The sequence below is a fragment of the Methylomarinovum caldicuralii genome (assembly GCF_033126985.1).
Lineage (GTDB): Bacteria > Pseudomonadota > Gammaproteobacteria > Methylococcales > Methylothermaceae > Methylohalobius > Methylohalobius caldicuralii.
Genome location: NZ_AP024714.1, coordinates 1,120,367 through 1,137,270, shown reverse-complemented (window position 1 = coordinate 1,137,270; position 16,904 = coordinate 1,120,367). Strand labels below are relative to the sequence as shown.

Annotated in this window: 16 protein-coding genes, 1 other RNA gene and 2 pseudogenes; 9 read left to right on the top strand and 10 right to left on the bottom strand. The window is 64.4% G+C overall.

Annotated elements, in window-relative coordinates; translation table 11 throughout:
• Nucleotide 1: 1 nt before the first annotated feature.
• From MCIT9_RS05920 to orn, 3 genes are all read right to left on the bottom strand, one after another.
• On the bottom strand, nt 2-178 hold the full coding sequence (locus MCIT9_RS05920; protein ID WP_317706483.1) for a type II toxin-antitoxin system HicA family toxin: 177 nt from the start codon (nt 176-178) through the stop codon (nt 2-4).
• A complete protein-coding gene (locus MCIT9_RS05915; RefSeq protein ID WP_317706482.1) occupies nt 175-390 on the bottom strand; it encodes a type II toxin-antitoxin system HicB family antitoxin in 216 nt (71 codons plus the stop codon). Before MCIT9_RS05915 ends, MCIT9_RS05920 begins: the two co-directional genes overlap by 4 nt.
• A 79-nt stretch (nt 391-469) precedes the next feature.
• The gene (gene orn, locus MCIT9_RS05910) at nt 470-1,021 is read right to left on the bottom strand and encodes an oligoribonuclease (protein ID WP_317706481.1); all 552 of its coding nucleotides are present in this window, start codon (nt 1,019-1,021) and stop codon (nt 470-472) included.
• A gap of 90 nt (nt 1,022-1,111) precedes the next feature.
• Here orn and MCIT9_RS05905 point away from each other — a divergent pair, with 90 nt between their 5' ends.
• Nucleotides 1,112-2,377, top strand: coding sequence for a M48 family metallopeptidase (locus MCIT9_RS05905; RefSeq protein WP_317706480.1), 1,266 nt, complete (start codon nt 1,112-1,114; stop codon nt 2,375-2,377).
• Complete coding sequence (gene rsgA, locus MCIT9_RS05900) at nt 2,374-3,270, top strand: ribosome small subunit-dependent GTPase A (RefSeq protein ID WP_317706479.1); 897 nt, start codon at nt 2,374-2,376, stop codon at nt 3,268-3,270. Before MCIT9_RS05905 ends, rsgA begins: the two co-directional genes overlap by 4 nt.
• A gap of 10 nt (nt 3,271-3,280) precedes the next feature.
• On the opposite strand, the gene recR is transcribed toward rsgA, so the two are convergent.
• The 4 genes from recR to ffs all read right to left on the bottom strand — a co-directional run bounded on the left by recR (nt 3,281) and on the right by ffs (nt 5,909).
• Nucleotides 3,281-3,877, bottom strand: a complete 597-nt coding sequence (recR, locus tag MCIT9_RS05895) for a recombination mediator RecR (protein WP_317706478.1) — start codon at nt 3,875-3,877, stop codon at nt 3,281-3,283.
• A gap of 1 nt (nt 3,878) precedes the next feature.
• Nucleotides 3,879-4,205, bottom strand: a complete 327-nt coding sequence (locus MCIT9_RS05890) for a YbaB/EbfC family nucleoid-associated protein (RefSeq protein ID WP_317706477.1) — start codon at nt 4,203-4,205, stop codon at nt 3,879-3,881.
• 18 nt (nt 4,206-4,223) lie between these two features.
• A complete protein-coding gene (gene dnaX / locus MCIT9_RS05885; RefSeq protein ID WP_317706476.1) occupies nt 4,224-5,783 on the bottom strand; it encodes a DNA polymerase III subunit gamma/tau in 1,560 nt (519 codons plus the stop codon).
• Between the two features lie 29 nt (nt 5,784-5,812).
• Nucleotides 5,813-5,909, bottom strand: an RNA gene (gene ffs, locus MCIT9_RS05880) — signal recognition particle sRNA small type.
• A gap of 209 nt (nt 5,910-6,118) precedes the next feature.
• Here ffs and MCIT9_RS05875 point away from each other — a divergent pair.
• From MCIT9_RS05875 to MCIT9_RS05855, 4 genes and pseudogenes are all read left to right on the top strand, one after another.
• Nucleotides 6,119-7,241 (top strand): annotated as a pseudogene (locus MCIT9_RS05875) (ISAs1 family transposase).
• A 109-nt stretch (nt 7,242-7,350) separates the two neighbouring features.
• The gene (locus MCIT9_RS05870; RefSeq protein WP_317706475.1) at nt 7,351-8,019 is read left to right on the top strand and encodes a Bax inhibitor-1/YccA family protein; all 669 of its coding nucleotides are present in this window, start codon (nt 7,351-7,353) and stop codon (nt 8,017-8,019) included.
• Nucleotides 8,020-8,244: 225 nt separating this feature from the next.
• Nucleotides 8,245-10,085, top strand: a pseudogene (locus MCIT9_RS05860) (DUF505 domain-containing protein).
• A 48-nt stretch (nt 10,086-10,133) separates the two neighbouring features.
• Nucleotides 10,134-10,496, top strand: a complete 363-nt coding sequence (locus MCIT9_RS05855) for a hypothetical protein (protein ID WP_317706472.1) — start codon at nt 10,134-10,136, stop codon at nt 10,494-10,496.
• Between the two features lie 45 nt (nt 10,497-10,541).
• Here the strand turns inward: MCIT9_RS05855 and MCIT9_RS05850 are convergent, their stop codons facing one another.
• Entirely contained in the window at nt 10,542-12,239 is a 1,698-nt protein-coding gene (locus tag MCIT9_RS05850) for an ABC1 kinase family protein (protein ID WP_317706471.1), read from the bottom strand.
• A complete protein-coding gene (locus MCIT9_RS05845) occupies nt 12,239-13,009 on the bottom strand; it encodes a DUF6781 family protein (RefSeq protein WP_317706470.1) in 771 nt (256 codons plus the stop codon). The genes MCIT9_RS05850 and MCIT9_RS05845 overlap by 1 nt, the downstream gene beginning before the upstream one ends.
• Before the next feature lie 123 nt (nt 13,010-13,132).
• Between MCIT9_RS05845 and MCIT9_RS05840 the strand changes: the two genes are divergently transcribed.
• The 3 genes from MCIT9_RS05840 to MCIT9_RS05830 all read left to right on the top strand — a co-directional run bounded on the left by MCIT9_RS05840 (nt 13,133) and on the right by MCIT9_RS05830 (nt 15,789).
• On the top strand, nt 13,133-13,300 hold the full coding sequence (locus tag MCIT9_RS05840; RefSeq protein WP_317706469.1) for a hypothetical protein: 168 nt from the start codon (nt 13,133-13,135) through the stop codon (nt 13,298-13,300).
• A 75-nt stretch (nt 13,301-13,375) separates the two neighbouring features.
• A complete protein-coding gene (gene dxs, locus MCIT9_RS05835; RefSeq protein ID WP_317706468.1) occupies nt 13,376-15,262 on the top strand; it encodes a 1-deoxy-D-xylulose-5-phosphate synthase in 1,887 nt (628 codons plus the stop codon).
• The gene (locus MCIT9_RS05830; RefSeq protein WP_317706467.1) at nt 15,259-15,789 is read left to right on the top strand and encodes an adenine phosphoribosyltransferase; all 531 of its coding nucleotides are present in this window, start codon (nt 15,259-15,261) and stop codon (nt 15,787-15,789) included. Before dxs ends, MCIT9_RS05830 begins: the two co-directional genes overlap by 4 nt.
• 1 nt (nt 15,790) lies before the next feature.
• On the opposite strand, the gene MCIT9_RS05825 is transcribed toward MCIT9_RS05830, so the two are convergent.
• A complete protein-coding gene (locus tag MCIT9_RS05825; protein WP_317706466.1) occupies nt 15,791-16,897 on the bottom strand; it encodes a glycosyltransferase in 1,107 nt (368 codons plus the stop codon).
• Nucleotides 16,898-16,904: the final 7 nt, after the last annotated feature.

Genomic DNA, 16,904 nt, shown 5'->3' with positions numbered 1-16,904 from the left:
TTCAGATTCCCAATTGCTGTCTGATCAGGCGGCACAGGGTGTTTTTGATCTCCCGATGCCTGGGTACGGGCGCCTGTTTCCCGTTTCGAGGATTGACGTAGAGGTCGTGTCTGCTGCCATGCCGTTTCAGTCGGCATCCTGCAGCTTCCAGTTCGCGGATGAACTGCTCACGCTTCACGCCACATCCAGGACGACTTCCTTGGTCTCCATGGGCGGAAGATCCTGGGAGGCGGCATCTTCTTCCAGCATCAGGCGATAGGCCTCCTGGAGATTCTCTTCCAGCTCTTCAAGCGTGGCCCCCTGACTGAACACGCCGGGCACCTCTTTCAAACGACCCACGTACCAACCCTCGTCACGCCAATATTCCAATGTAAAAGTACGCTTGGACATGACGCCTCCAATCAGAACAAATCAGGGAATTATAACACTCTGGGATTGGACGCGGAAAAACCGTACAAGTTCTGTGCAATCAATATTTTATGAAGTGCTCGCGGTAGTACTTCAGCTCCTCGATGGACTCGAGGATATCAGCCAGGGCTTCGTGGGCGTTCTTCTTTTTGAATCCCTCCTTCAGATCAGGCGCCCAGCGGCGCACCAGCTCCTTGAGGGTGGAGACGTCAAGGTTGCGGTAATGAAAATAGGCTTCCAGGTTCGGCATCCAGCGGGCCAGGAAACGGCGGTCCTGACACACGCTGTTGCCGCACATGGGGGATTCGCCCGGCGGCACCCAGCGCTTGAGGAATTCGAGGGTCTGACGCTCGGCCTCGCGTTCCCGCACCTGGCTCCTGCGCACCCGCTCGATCAGGCCGGAGGCCCCGTGATGCTCCTGATTCCACTTGTCCATCGCCGCCAGCCGTTCCTCCGGCTGGTGGATCGCGATCACCGGGCCGGTGGCGAGCACGTTGAGATCCTTGTCGGTGACGACGGTGGCGATTTCGATGATGACGTCATGGTCGGGATCGAGACCAGTCATCTCCAGGTCGATCCAGATGAGGTTGAGGTTTTCAGGGCTGTCGCTCATGAAGTCGGTATCCTTATGGTCTGTCGCTTGTCAGCGATTGTAGCAGAGGCTAAGCTTTGGCACTCGTTAGCCACTTGTGCGGTCCCCGACATGAACACGTTCACGCTGATTTTTCTCGCTGCCCTGTTCGCCTCCCTGGCCCTGGAATTCTGGCTTGCCAAGCGCCACGCCCATCACGTGCGCACCCATCGCGACCGGGTTCCCGAGGAATTCAGCGGCGTCATCACCCCGGAAACGCATCGCAAGGCTGCCGACTACACCCTGGCCAAACTCAAGGTCATCGAGGCCGGCCGCGCCTGGAACGCGGTCCTGCTGCTGATCTTCACCCTCGGCGGCGGCATCGACGCCATCGATCACGGGCTCGACCGCTTCGATCTCGGCCCCATCTCCCACGGCGTCACTCTGATCCTGACGGTGATGCTGCTCATGAGCCTGGCGGAGCTGCCGCTGTCGATCTATCAGACCTTCGTGGTGGAGGAGAAATTCAGCTTCAACCGCACCACCCCGGCCCAGTTCGTCAAGGACCTGCTGCTCCAGGGAGCGCTCTCGCTGGCCATCGGAGCACCGCTCCTGGCCCTGATCCTGTGGGTGATGGAAAGCGCCGGCCCCTGGTGGTGGGTGATCGCCTGGGCCATCCTGATGGGATTCTCACTGCTGATGAGCTGGGCTTATCCCACCCTCATCGCCCCCCTGTTCAACAAGTTCACGCCGTTGGAAGACGCCCAGCTGCGCGCGCGCATCCAGCGCCTGCTGCAGCGCTGCGGCTTCAAGAGCCAGGGCATCTTCGTCATGGACGGCTCGCGCCGCAGCGGCCACGGCAACGCCTATTTCACCGGCCTGGGGAGCAACAAGCGCATCGTCTTCTTCGACACCCTGATGGAGGCGCTGGAACCGGAGGAACTGGAAGCGGTGCTGGCCCACGAACTGGGCCACTTCAAGCGCAGGCACGTGATCAAGATGCTGCTCACCAGCGCGGTCCTCAGTTTCGCAGGACTGGCCCTGCTCGGCTGGCTGGCCCAGCAGCCCTGGTTCTACGAGGGCCTTGGGGTTTCGCGCCCCTCCAACGCCACCGCCCTGCTGTTGTTCATGCTGATCCTGCCGGTGTTCAGTACCTTCCTGCAGCCGGTGCTGGCATGGATCCAGCGCAAGTACGAGTTCGAGGCCGACGAATTCGCCGCCGCCCTCACCGGCGCCGATCCGCTGGTGCGGTCGCTGGTGAAACTCTATCGTGACAACGCCGCCACCCTGACGCCCGATCCGCTGTACGCCGCCTTCCACTACAGTCATCCGCCGGCGGCGATCCGCATCGCACACCTGAAACGGGCTGGCGGCAAACGGGAAACCGTGGCGGCGTGAGCGTCCCCCTGCGCAGCGGCCTGGTCGTCGCCCACTATGGCAGGGGCTGGGCCGTCGAGGACGAACAGGGGGACATTTTCCTCTGCCATGCCCTGCGGCGCGTGCCGGTCCCCTGCGTGGGCGACCGGGTGCGCTGGGAGCAGACCGATCCCGGCCACGGCCGTATCGTCGAGGTTCTGCCGCGCAAGACCCTGCTGACCCGGCCCGGCCGCGGCGGCCGCTTGCGGCCGGTAGCGGCCAACCTCGATCAGGTCCTCATCGTCATCGCCCCCGAACCCCCTTACGATCTGCTGCTGGTGGATCAGTACCTGGTGGTGTGCGAAAACCACGACCTGACGCCCCTGATCGTGGTCAACAAGATCGACCTGCTTGATCCTGCCCGCCGCCAGCGGCTCAACGACGATCTCGCCCCCTACCGGGCGCTCTATCCCGTCCTTGAAGTCAGCGCCAAGACCGGCCTTGGCATCACCGCTCTGCGGGACGCCCTGAAAGACAAGGCATCAATGTTCGCCGGCCAGTCCGGCGTCGGCAAATCCTCACTGCTGCGGACCCTGATTCCTGATCGCGACGTGCGCATCGGCGAACTGTCGGCCACCACCCGCCGCGGCCGCCACACCACCACCACGGCGATGCTGTTCCATCTGCCCGAGGGTGGCATCCTCATCGATACCCCGGGGGTGGCTGTCTTCGGTCTGGCCGGCATCGACTTCCGTCAGCTGGCCCACGGCTACCGGGAGTTTCGCCCCTACATCCCCCGCTGCCGTTTCAACGACTGCCGTCACGTGGACGATCTGGGGTGCGCGGTGCGCAAGGCCGTGGAACAGGGAGAGATCAGTCAGGCGCGCTACCGGCGCTATCTGAAGCTGCTGGGGAAACTGCCTGAGATTTCCTGAAAGCACCGGGCTAGAACCGCCGCCGTCCCTCGAAGGCGTAAGCCAGGGTGTTGGCGTCCAGGTATTCCAGTTCTCCGCCCACCGGCACGCCGTGGGCGATGCGGCTGACGGCGATTCCGTGGCGGCGCGCCAGTTCGGCGACGTAATGGGCGGTGGCCTCGCCCTCGACGGTGGAATTGGTGGCCAGGATCACCTCCTTCACCTCGCCTTCGCCCAGACGCCGTTCCAGACGGTCCAGCCCCAGATCCTCGGGACCGACGCCGTCGAGCGGCGACAGATGGCCGTGGAGCACGAAGAACAGCCCCTGGAACACGGTGGCCTGGTCAACGGCCAGGACGTCGGCGGGGGTCTCCACCACGCACAGCAGGCTGCGATCGCGGCGCGGATCGCGGCAACGGCTGCAGACTTCCTCCTCCGTCAGGGTGCGGCACACCCGGCAGCGGCGGATCTTCTCCAGCGCCTCGCCGAGACACTGGTGCAGCCGGCGGGCGCCGTCGCGGTCCTGCTGCAGCAGGTGAAAGGCCATGCGCTGGGCGCCGCGCGGACCGACCCCCGGAAGACAGCGCAAGGCTTCCATCAGGCGCTGAAGGCTGTCGCCGCGGTCCATCTCAGAAGGGCAGCTGCATCCCGCCCGGAAGCTGCATGCCACCGGCCAGCTCGGCCATCTTCTCCTGCTTCATCCGCTCCACCTTGTGGACGGCGTCGTTGACCGCCGCCGCCACCAGATCCTCGAGGATCTCCTTTTCCTCCTCCTTGAACAGACTGGGATCAATGGACAGGCGCAGCACTTCGCGCTTGCCGCTCATCACCACCTTCACCAGGCCGCCGCCGGCCTCGCCTGCCACCTCGGCCTGCTCCAGTTCTTCCTGGAGCTGCTTGAACTTCTCCTGCATTTCCTGCGCTTGCTGCATCAAGGCGCCTAGGGGATTTTTCATCGCTACCTCCTCAATTTCTCAATCTTTCCGCGGCCGAACCGAACCCGGCACGATGCGGGCATCGAAGGTTTCCTCGATCAGCTTGACCGTCTCGTCTCCGGCGATCGCCTGCTCCGCCGCCTGCTGCCTCGCCGCCTGCTCCCGCTCCCGCGCGGCCGCCGGGGTTTCCTGGTTCACCTCACCGATGCGGATCGCCAGCTTCACCGGCCGCTTGAGCGCTGCCGCCAGTGCTTCCGCCAGCCGGGCCTTGAGGCGGTCGCCGGCAAGATGTTCGAAGGCTGGCTCGAGCACCAGCTCGCAGCGGTCGCCTTCCAGCTTTTCGAGCACGCAGTGGTGGGCGAGTTCCTGGACCATCCCCGGCAGACGCATCCGCTGGACCAGGTCGTTCCAAGCGGGGAGCGCTTCCGGCGTGGGCATGGGCGTTTCTTCCTGCACCGCCGGCTCCTCCGCCACCGCGGCCGGCTTCCTCACCGGCATGGCGGGCGCCGCCCCCGGCGCTGCCGGCCGAAACGCCAGCATCCGCAGCAGCGTCATCTCCAAGCCGGTGCGGGGATCCGGCGCCCAGGGCAGGTCCTTCTGGCCCAGAAGCCCGATCTGGTAATACAGCTGCACGTCCTCCGGGCTCAACGCCTGCGCCTGGGCCAGCAGCCAGTCGCGGGCTTCGTCCTGGTCCACCGTTTCCGGCAGCTGCTGGGCCAGAGCGATGCGGTGCAGCAGACTCAACAGGGTCTTGAGCACTTCCCCGAAGTCGGCGGCCTGTTCGGCCAGTCGCCCGACCTCGGCCATCACCGCCCTGGCGTCCGCGGCCGCCAGCGCCTCCACCACCCCCTGGACGGCGCGACGGGTCACCCCGCCGAGCATTTCCGCCACCGCAGCCCCGCGCACCGCCTCGTCTCCATAGACGATGGCCTGGTCCAGCAGGCTGAGGGCGTCGCGCAGGCTGCCGTCGGCAGCCTGGGCCAGCAGCTTCAGCGCCTCCGCCTCGTAGGGCACGCGCTCGGCCGCCAGGATCTCCGCCAGCCGCCGCTCGATCTGGGCCGGACTCAAGCGGGTCAGGTTGAACTGCAGGCAGCGCGACAGCACCGTGACCGGTATCTTCTGCGGATCGGTGGTCGCCAGCAGGAATTTGACGTGGGGCGGCGGCTCCTCCAGGGTCTTGAGCAGGGCGTTGAAACTGTGTCCGGAGAGCATGTGGACTTCGTCGATCAGATAGATCTTATAGCGCCCCGCCGTGGGTGCGAACTGGGCGTTCTCCAGCAGTTCCCGGGTGTCCTCCACCCGGGTGCGGGAAGCGGCGTCCACTTCGATCAGATCGGCGAAGCGGCCTTCGTCCACCTCCCGGCAGGTCTGGCAGCGGCCGCAGGGCTCGCCGTCGCTGACCTGGTCACAGTTGAGGGCCTTGGCGAAAATGCGCGCCAGGGTGGTCTTGCCCACCCCGCGGGTGCCGGTGAAGAGATAGGCGTGGTGGATGCGGTCGTGGATCAGCGCCCCCTGCAGCACCTTGACCACGTGGGATTGACCGGTGATTTCGGAAAAACGCTTGGGACGCCACTTGCGGGCCAGGGCCAGATAGCTCATGGAGCAACCGGGAAGATAAAGGCGGCGGGCCGCGCCAGCCACACCCCGGCACACGAATCAGCTGCTACCGTTGCTCCCTTCCGGGCCTGGCGGGGTTCACAGCCTATCGTTGCGGGGGGACCGACGCGGCCCACCATGGAATCGTTCATGTGCCGGCATCGCGCCTGCAGGAAAGCGTCGTATTATCCTGGTCTGGAAACCGATTTGCAAGACGGCGCGGACGACAGGGCAATCGCATGAATATACCCCACGAAGACGATGGTTTAAGATTCGATTGACTTGCAGCAGATTAGAGACCTCTTCTCTGAGGAGCATGCTTTTTGTGGGAGGCACAAATGTTGGAAAAGCCCCTGGCGCTGAGCGAGGTGTTCGTATCGATTCCGGACCCGCGACAATCATCGAAGGTAACCTACGATCTGGTGGAAGTGCTGGTGGTTGTGGTGTGCGCGGTGATCTGCGGTGCCGATACGTTGGTGGAGGTTGAACTTTGGGCCAGGGAGAAGCTGGATTGGCTGCGTCGATATGTGCCCTTGCCGCATGGGATTCCGTCCCACGACACCCTGGGGCGGATTTTGGCGATGATCGATCCGGAAGCGTTCGGATCGGCCTTCCAGCGCTGGGCGGTGAGCGTGGTTCCGGCATTGGAAGGTCAGGTGATCGCCATCGACGGCAAGACCAGTCGGCGTAGCCGGTCCAAGGGGCAGGATCCCCTGCATCTGGTCAGTGCCTTTGCGGCTCAGTACCGGTTGGTGGTCGGTCAAGAGGCGGTGGCCGACAAATCCAACGAGAAGACGGCCATTCCCGCCCTGCTGGAGACCCTGGCCTTGAAAGGATGCGTGGTGACCCTCGATGCCATGGGGACCGATCCCAAGATTGCCAAGGCCATCCGTGACCGGGGGGGCCGACTATGTACTGGCGGTCAAGGACAACCAGAAAGGTCTGGCCGAATCGATCCGGGATTTCTTCCAGGCCTTCCAGGACGCGCCGGACAAAACCCCGCATCAGCAATGCGAGACGGTCGACAGGGCGCATGGTCGCCTGGAAGTGCGCCGCTGCTATGTGTTCGACCAGCTCGACAGCCTGGACCGGCCCCAGCGCTGGCCGGATCTGGCCTGCTTTGCCGTGGTCGAGTCCGAACGCACCGTCGCCGGCAAAACCACCCGGGAACGGCGTTTCTACATCAGCAGCCTGCCTGCCGATGCCGAACGGCTGGCCTCGGCGGTGCGCCAGCATTGGGCGGTGGAGAACCCGCTTCACTGGTGTATGGATGTCGTATTCAACGATGATCAGGTGCGCCTTCGAACCCGACATGCGGCTCATAACCTGGCGCTGCTCAAACAGATGGTGCTCAATCTCTTTCGCCTCGACCACACCAAACGCCGCGGGGGTATCAAGGCAAGACGGCTCCTGGCCGCCTCCAGTGACCACTATCGGGCTCAGTTGCTTGGATGGACGTAGCGTTCATGCGATTGCCCTGGCGCGGACGACTATCAATCCGCGGGCAACTTCGCTACGCTTTACAGGTCCGATATTCGATATCACAACATTTTTTTTGGAGGATCCATTCATGAGTCGAGTCCGCGTCATGCGCCAACCCCAGGTCGGGGTTCTGCAAACCAACAAAGTGCTGCGCAACACCTACGCCCTGCTGGCGATGACCCTGTTGTTCAGCGCCTTCACCGCCTGGCTGTCGATGGCCCTGAACCTGCCCCATCCGGGCCTGATCGTCACCCTGGTGGGATATTTCGGCCTGCTGTTTCTGACCCAGAAGTTCAGCAACAGCGCCTGGGGCCTGCTGTTCGTGTTCCTGCTCACCGGCTTCATGGGCATGACCCTGGGACCGATCCTGAGCCTGTACCTGAAATTCATTCCCAACGGCCATCAGATCGTGATGACGGCCCTGGGCGGCACCGGGCTGATCTTTCTCGGCATGTCGGGCTACGCGCTGGTATCGCGTCGGGACTTCAGTTTCCTGGGCGGTTTCCTGTTCGCCGGCATTCTGGTCGCCTTCCTCGCAGGCCTGGGGGCGATCTTCTTCCACCTGCCGGGGCTGGCTCTGGCGGTGTCGGCCATGTTCATGGTGCTGATGGCCGGGCTGATCCTGTTCGAAACCAGCCAGATCGTCCACGGCGGCGAAACCAACTACATCCTCGCCACCGTGACCCTGTACGTGGCCATCTACAACCTGTTCACCAGCCTGCTTCACATCCTGGGCTTTCTGGCGGGCGACGAGTAACCATCCCCACACCAGCACCCGAGGGCAGTCTTTGACTGCCCTTTTTTATTCCCGCCCTTGAATTTCTCTCCAAGGGTCACCACGTTACGCCAGCATCAGAAATTCAACAACAAGGAGAATCCACCAGTGATTATTACCCGCGAACACGCCCAAATGCTCGATCTCCTGCTGGCCGATCAGGAAGGCCGGCAGGCCCATACGCTGGTCGATCCGACCGAGTAACCGTTGCTGCTGGAGCTGGAAGCCGAAGGACTGGCACGCCAGGAAAAACCCCTGCACTGGACCCCGACCTACTGGGGCACCCGGATCGTCCAGGCGATCCGCCAGCTCCAGCGGCAGGGCCAACTGGCTCCGACCGCGGAATGGAAGGAAGGCTGGCGCTGGATAGGCAGCGAAATCATCACCCTGCTGAAAAGCGCCGAGCGCGCCGGTGGGGTCGGACCAATCGGGGAAGGACCATTGACCGAGCGTGGTCTTGCCGCTGTGCAGCACGATCCCAAACGCAAAACCGATATCCTGCAACTGACCGAAGCGGGAAAGACCGTCCTGGAAGCTTACCGAACCCTAGAGCCGGAACTGAACATCAGCGGAGCGCTGGCCGAGCGCATCCGTCATCTTCCGCTTGGCCCCACCGAATCGGCCCGTCTCAGCACCCCGGACCATGAAGAACACCTGCTCGAAGCCATGCGCCTGATCGCCTACAGCGCACCCGCTTCCGATATCTTCAATTTCACCATCCTGGGCCGGGCGGTAAAAAAACCCTGGAACTGGGCGGTTTCGGGCCGGCCGAGGCCCCGGTGCTGAGTGAGGAAATCCTGCGTCTTCTGGCGGAGCATACCAATGACGCCAACATCGCCGCCGACGCTTTGGCCGAACTCCAGTCCCTCGCCTATGTGGATGCGGAAGGCAATCTGCTGCCTGCCGGGGAATGGGCCCTGGAAGTCTATCGCCTGTGGCTCGATGGCGATGACCTGACCGTGTGGGGTTTTTCCATAGAGCAGGAAGAGGCCGAAGTGCTCAAGGCCGCGGCCGAATTGCTGGAAAAAACGGCCCAGAACCCGGAGGATCTGCCTACCTTCCCCCGTCTGCGACGGGAAATGATCGACCGCAAGATCCGGCAGTACAAGGCGTTGCTGGAACGCTACGGCCGCAAACTCGACGAGATGCCCGAGAAATATCGCCAGATCGCCTCGCGCTTCGCCGAAGCCAAGGATCTGCAGCGCTGGTATGACGACAACTTTGAACTGCGCGAGGCCCTTTACAGCCTCGAATCCTTCGCCCTGATCCGGACCACGGAAGACCCCAAGGGCCGTGAATATTTCGTCCCCACTGAACCGGGACGTCGGGTGCTGGCCGATCAGGAAACGCACCTGCGCGATGTGAGCGCCACGGCGGTCAAAACCGTCAGCCTGCCGCAGCGCACCTTCAGCGCCCCCAATCTGGAATGGTGGCAGGAAGCGCGCGAGCAATACCTGATCGGAAGCCAGGAACCCACCGAGTCCGGCTGTCTGTATGCCCGTCTCGCAGCCCAGGGGAAACGCTGGCCGCATCTGAGCCGCTACGAAATGACCGTGTTCCACCACATCCCCGAACAGGGCCTCAGCGTGGATGAAATCTATGCCGAACTGGAAAAGCGGTTACCGCGGGAACGGATCCGCTGGGCCCTGGAAAAACTGGAGGCACGCCATCTGATCGACGTGCTTCCCGACGGAAACGTGGTGGAAACCGAAGCCGGCGCCCTGCTCGACCGCGCCCTGGCCGGGGTGCCGGAAGGTTTCGGCAATCCGATCAATCCGGTCATCGTGCGCCTGCTCAAAGCCCTGGCGGAAGTGGGCACTCTGTATGTGAAAGAGCGCAAGGTACGGATTCTGCCGCGCAATTTGAAGGAAGCCATCCGGCGCAGCGGACTGCCGCGGGAAACCTTCGACAATGCCCTGGAAATGGCCCGCGCGGCGGGGCTTGTCGGCCGTGCCAACATCAACGAAGGCGGGCTGCTGGTGCTGGAAGCGCTGGAGAAGATGCAACCGCAAGGTTCCGGTAGCCTGCTGGAACCGCCGGTCGTATAATTCAAGACTCGATCGAAGTCGGAACCAACAGTTAAGGGAGGTAAGCCGATGAACGTACTTTTGACCGCTTCGCTGGCTGCTTTCACTCTCGTCGCTATTCTGGGAGTGACGATCGCTGCCGATCTGCTCCGCGGCCGGCCGGTGGAACGTCAATTCATCCTCACCCATGCCGGTTTTGCCGTCCTGGGCGCCCTGCTGGCCATCGGCGCCGCGCTGCAGGGGGACAAGCGCGTCTATGTCAACATCGCCCTGGTGGTGATCATCGTCCTCCTCGGAGTGATGGCCGGGCACAAGCGCTATCGGACCGGTCAGGTGCAGAAGGGACTGATTCTCGCCCACGCCACCCTGGCGGTGATCTGCTATCTGATCCTGGCGGCCAACACCTTCGGCATCGCTTTGGGGTTATCCTGACGCCCATTCCTGGAAAACCCGGCCTCGGCCGGGTTTTCTTTTGCCTCAATCTTCCTCGCCATGGGGCAGGTGCCCCCCCTTCCAGATGGAAATCAGCAGCCACACTCCGCCGATTCCGGCGCCGGCGAATCCCAGCACCCCGAGCAGCGGCAGGCCCCACAGGGTCGGGCCGCCGGGAACGGTCATGACGATGGCCGAGCCGATGATCAGCGAGGAAGTCACCATGCCCACGGCCAGTCGGCTGGCGGCGCGGTCGATGATCCAGCCGAAGTAGTCGAGCTGGTTGACGTCCACGTTGAAACGCAACGAGCCGGTCTTGAGGGCTTTGATGAGCTGGCGCAGGTCGTTGGGTAGCGCCTGGACGACGTCGAGCATGTCGGCGGCGGTGCGCCAGCCGCGCCTGAGGACGATGTCAGGCCGGTAACGGTTGAGCAGGGCCCGGCGTACGTGAGGGGTGGCGGCGGCGATGAGGTCGAAATCCGGGTCCACCTGGCGGCCCATGCCGTCGAGGGTGAGCAGCGCCTTGAACAGCAGGGCCAGATCCGGCGGCAGCGCCAGGTCGTAGCTGCGCATCAGATTGGTGAGATCGGTGAGGATGTTGGCGATCTTGAGCTGCTTGAGAGGCAGGCCGTGGTAGGTGTCGATGAAAACGTCCACGTCGGTGGTCAGGGCGTCCACGTCCACCTGGACGTCACCGGCCCAGTCGAGCAACACGTTGACCGCGGTACGGGCGTCACGGTCGATCACCGCCGCCAGCATGTCCACGATCTGGTAGCGGCGCGTTTCCGACAGCCGCCCGACCATGCCGAAGTCGATGAAGGCGATGCGATTGCCGGGCAGGAAGATCAGATTGCCGGGATGGGGGTCGGCATGGAAGAAACCGTCGATGAGGATCATCTTCAACACTGCATCGCAACCGCGCCGGGCCAGGATCTTGCGGTTGAGACCGGCGGCCTCGGCCAGCTGCAGTTTGTGCGCCGGAATCCCTTCGATGTATTCCTGAACGTTGAGGCGCTCGCAGCACCACTGCCAGTACATCTTCGGGATCACGATCCAGGGATCGCGGGCGAAGTTGCCGGCCATGCGCTCGGCGTTGCGGGCCTCGTTCTCCAGGTCCATTTCCCGGCGCAGGGAAGAAGCGAACTGATGGACGATCTCCACCGGCCGATAGCGCCGCAGCTCCCGGATCTCGCTTTCGGCGATACGGGCCAGGCGCTCGACCAGGCGCAGGTCGGCCTCGACGATTGCCTCGATGCCGGGGCGGCGGATCTTGACGATGACGCGTTCGCCGCTGTAGAGCCGCGCCCGGTGCACCTGGGCGATGGAGGCGGCGGCCAGGGACCGATATTCGAATTCGGCGAACACCTCCTCCACCGGGGCGCCGAGGTCTTCTTCCAGCTGCGGGCGCAGCTGCTCGAAGGGCAGCGGCGGCACCTGATCCTGGAGCTTCTCGAATTCGGCGATCCAGTCCGGCGGAAACAGGTCCACGCGGGTGGCGAGAACCTGTCCCAGTTTGATGAAAGTCGGCCCCATTTCCTCCAGGGCCCGGCGGATGCGCTGGGGGGTATCGAGCCGGACCAGCTCCTCCACCCCTTTCCAATGGAGCGCCTTGCCCGCCTGTTCGAACACGTGCGCCAACCCGAGCCGGCGCACGACTCCGGCAAACCCGTAGCGGAGCAGGATGACGCTCAGGTCGTACAGACGCCCCAGATCATGGACCGCGGTGACGGCCTCCAGCCACATCAGCTTTTTCTACGGTGCTCGTCTTCTCCGCCCAAACGCTTGGCCTGCCGGTCCAGGGCGTCGGCGATGCCGGCAAGGAAGCCGCTGGCGATGGCCGCCAGCTGGGAACCGGCCACCCGGGCGCTCTCGCTGACCGCCTTCAGCCCCCATTCCCCCGCTTCCCGGAGTTTGCGCGGCAGCTCCTCCATCACCTCCGCCAGATACTCGCCGATGGCAGTGCCGCTGTTGCGGGCGTGACGGACCAGGTCGTCGAGAATGGTGCGGAATTGCTCGGAGCCCCGTTTCGCCACCTCGGTGAGGGTGTCGAGATAGACCCGCTCCAGATTGCGCAACTGCTCCAGAGCCAGTTTGACGTCCTGTTCGGCGAATTCCTGGGCCCGGCTGGCGGCCTCCTCCAACGCCAGCTTAGAGGCCTCCGCCGCTTTGATAAGACCGTCCTCGAGGCCGCGCAGGACTTCCTCCAAGGCCTCCCGAGCCCGGGATCCGTGCTTCTCGATCCCGGCACCGGCCCCCTTCAGAACCGATTCGATCACCTGACGCACTTCCTCGGCATTCAGACGGCCTTCGGACAGGGCCTCGACGGTCAGGCGGCGGACGGTTTCACGGATGTCCTCCCCCTTGGCCACCGCCTCGCGCACCGAAGCCTCGAGCCAGGCCATGGCCTCTTCGCGCTGACGCTGGGACTCGGCCTGAGGGGTTTCACCCGCCTTGGGGGACTCGGCACCCGCTTGCGGTTGCGGTTTTGATTCGTGGGTATTGTCTTGGCTCATAGACTCGCTCCTTACAGGAATGGCAATCTCGCGGCTATGGTGGCCAAATCCCCGGCAAACTGCAAGCATACCGTCGTTTCGGAGTGTTACAATAACCGACCTGCATTCTGGGAATTGAAGGTCATGCTGAGAAACACCCTCCGTCGCCGCCTGCTGGGCTCGATGCTGGTCGGCTTCGGCGCGCTGCTGTTGTGGCTGGCTCCGGAACTGTGGGCCGGCAGCCTGGCCATCCTGATGGTCGCCATCGTCCTGGAAATCATCGGCATCCGCCTGGAACACGAGGACGGCTAGGCGCTTGCACCGCACCAGGCCGCGTTGGATAATGGCTTCCGTTCCACCTGACATCCCCTCCAGCCCATACCGCTTATGATCGATCTCAAGAACTATCCCCTGCTCAGCCGCATCGATTCTCCCGACGACCTGCGCCGGCTCAGTGAAGCCGAGCTGACGCAGCTGGCCGAGGAAGTGCGCCATTTCCTGCTGGAGAGCGTGAGCCGCTCCGGCGGCCATCTCGCCGCCGGCCTGGGCACGGTGGAACTGACCATCGCCCTCCATTACGTTTACAACACGCCCCACGACCGCCTGGTCTGGGACGTGGGCCATCAGGCCTATCCCCACAAGATCCTCACCGGCCGCCGCGACCGCCTGCCCACCATCCGCAAACGCGGTGGCCTGACGCCGTTCCCCAAGCGCAGCGAAAGCCCCTACGACGCTTTCGGCGTGGGCCATTCGAGCACCTCTATCTCCGCCGCCCTGGGGATGGCCATCGCCGCTTCCCTGGAAGGACGCGACCAGCGCGCGGTGGCGATCATAGGCGACGGCGGGCTCACCGGAGGCATGGCCTTCGAAGCCCTCAACCACGCCGGTGCCCTGGACGCCAACCTGCTGGTGATCCTCAACGACAACGAGATGTCCATTTCCCCCAATGTCGGGGCGATGACCAACTACCTGGCCAAGATCCTGTCGAGCAAGCTCTACACCACCGTACGCCAGGGGAGCAAGCAGATTCTGTCGCGGGTGCCGGAGGTCTGGGAGCTGGCCCGCCGCGCCGAAGAGCACGTCAAGGGCATGGTGGCGCCGGGCACCCTGTTCGAGGAACTGGGCTTCAACTACATCGGCCCCGTCGACGGCCACGATCTGGACACCCTGATCACGACCCTGCGCAACATCCGCGAACTGAAGGGGCCGCAGTTCCTCCACGTCATCACCAAGAAAGGCAAAGGCTATCTGCCGGCCGAGCGCGATCCGGTGACCTACCACGGCGTCTCCCCCTTCGATCCGTCCAAGGACCGCATGACCAAGGCACCCAGCAAGGGGCTGAGCTACACCCAGGTGTTCAGCCACTGGCTGTGCGACGCCGCCGAGCGCGAACCCAAGCTAGTCGGCATCACCCCGGCGATGCGGGAAGGTTCAGGGCTGGTGGAATTTTCCGAGCGCTTCCCCGAACGCTATTTCGACGTCGGCATCGCCGAACAGCACGCCGTCACCGTGGCCGCGGGCATGGCCTGCGAAGGGCTGAAACCGGTGGTGGCGATCTACTCCACCTTCCTGCAGCGCGGTTACGATCAACTGATCCACGACGTGGCGCTGCAGAACCTGCCGGTGGTGTTCGCCATCGATCGCGCCGGCCTGGTCGGCCCCGACGGCCCCACCCATGCCGGCGCCTACGATCTCAGCTTCCTGCGCTGCATCCCCAACATGATCGTCATGGCCCCGGCGGACGAAAACGAATGCTATCAGATGCTCAACACCGCCATCGCCTCAGGGCGGCCGGCGGCGGTGCGCTATCCCCGCGGCACCGGTCCCGGCGTCCGTCTGCAGCGAGACGCCACCACCCTGCCGCTGGGCAAGGGGGAGATCCGCCGCCGCGGCAAACGGGTGGCCATCCTCGCCTTCGGCGCCATGGTGGCGCCGGCCCTGGAAGCGGCGGAAGGTCTCGACGCCACCGTCGCCAACATGCGCTTCGTCAAGCCGCTGGACGAAGACCTGGTGGCGGAGCTGGCCCGCAGCCACGACTATCTGGTCACGGTGGAGGAAAACGCCGTCATGGGCGGCGCCGGCAGTGCCGTCAACGAATGCCTGGTGGCCCACGGCCTGCCATTGCCGGTGCTCAATCTTGGCCTGCCGGACCGCTACGTCGAGCACGGCAGCCGCGAGGAGCTGCTCAGCGAAGTGGAACTGGACGCCGACGGCATCCGCCGCAACATCGCGCATTTCCTCCAACAGCACGACAAGCTCAAGATCATCGCATGACCATGGACTGGCAGAGCCGGCTGCGGGAGAAGATCCGCAACATCCCCGACTTCCCCAAACTCGGGATTCTGTTCAAGGACATCACCCCGCTGGTGCGCGATCCGGCGACCCTGCGCCTGGCGGTCCACCACCTCATCCATCCCTTCGTCGGCGCCCCGATCACCGCGGTGGCCGGCATGGAGGCGCGGGGATTCATCTTCGGCAGCCTGGCGGCCTGGGAACTGGGGGTCGGCTTCATCCCCCTGCGCAAACCGGGCAAGCTTCCCTACGACGTCCAGAGCGTCTCCTACGCCCTGGAATACGGGGAAAACACCCTGGAGGCCCACATCGACGCCTGCGGCCCCGGCGACCGGGTGCTGCTGGTGGACGATCTGCTCGCCACCGGCGGCACCGCCAGGGCCAGCTGCGAGCTGGTGGAACGTCTGGGGGCCGAGGTCTACGCTCTGGCCTTCGTCATCGAGCTGGACGAACTGGGCGGCCGCCAGCGCCTGTCACCCTACCCGGTCCACAGCCTGCTGCATTTCTGAATCAACCGTACACCCGCCCTTTCCAGCGGCTGCGGATGCCGTGCCAGTAGCGCCAGGCAGAGCTCCAGGTCATCGCCAGATAGAAAGCGGCGGTCACCGGCAGCGGCAACGCCCACAGGGGTGACAGACGGTAGAAACGCACCGTGGGCAGCAAGGAAAGCGTCATCGCCCCCCAGGCCGCCGCCCCCCACAGCCGGGTTGCAGGAATGGCGGCCGCCAGCACCGGCACCAGGAACATCCACCCCAGCATCAGGGTGCAAACCCCCAGCAACAGCGGCGAATAACCCAACTGGGTATAGGCGGTGCGCGCCACCATGTTCCAGATCGTTTCCAGATCGTCGTAAGCCCGGTGGCTGACCACCCCGTGGGACAGACCGATCCAGGTGCGGTAACCCAGCGCCTTGACCCGGGTCGCCAGGGTGCAGTCGTCGATGAGGGCGTCCCGGAGACTGGCGAAAGCGCCACAGCGCCGCAGGGCCTCGGTGCGGACCAGAATGCAGCCGCCGGCGGCGGCGGCAACCCAGGAAATCCGGGGAGAATTGGCCAGGGCGAAGGGATAGATGTGCTTGAAAAAATAGACGAAGGCCGGCATCAGCAGCTTTTCCCACCGGGACCGGGTGCGCAGCAGGGCCATGATGGAGACCAGATCCCAGCCTTCCGCCTGTTTGGCCAGCAGCGCCGCCAGCATGCCGGGCTTGAGTTCGATGTCGGCGTCGAGCAGCAACACGTTCGGGGTTTCGATGTGCCGCAGGCCCTGCTCCAGGGCCCAGAGCTTGCCGCTCCATCCCGGCGGTAAAGGCGCGCCCGGCACCACGGTCAAGCGCAGGCCCGCCACCCCGCGGGCGACCTCGGCGGTGCCGTCGTCGGAGCCGTCGTCCACCACCACGACCCGAAGGCCCGGCACCTGCCCCGCCAGCGCCGCCAGGGTCTGGGCGATGACCGCGGCTTCGTTGCGGGCGGGAATGAGCACTGTCAGCGCGGCCGTATCGGCCATCCTTTCCGGCTGCGGCTCCAGCACTTCCCGGTTGCGCCACGGCTGCCATGGCAGCAGCAGCACCACAATCCAAAGCGCCGCAGCCAAAGCTGCGGCGCCCTCGAACCAGGCCATCGCTGAA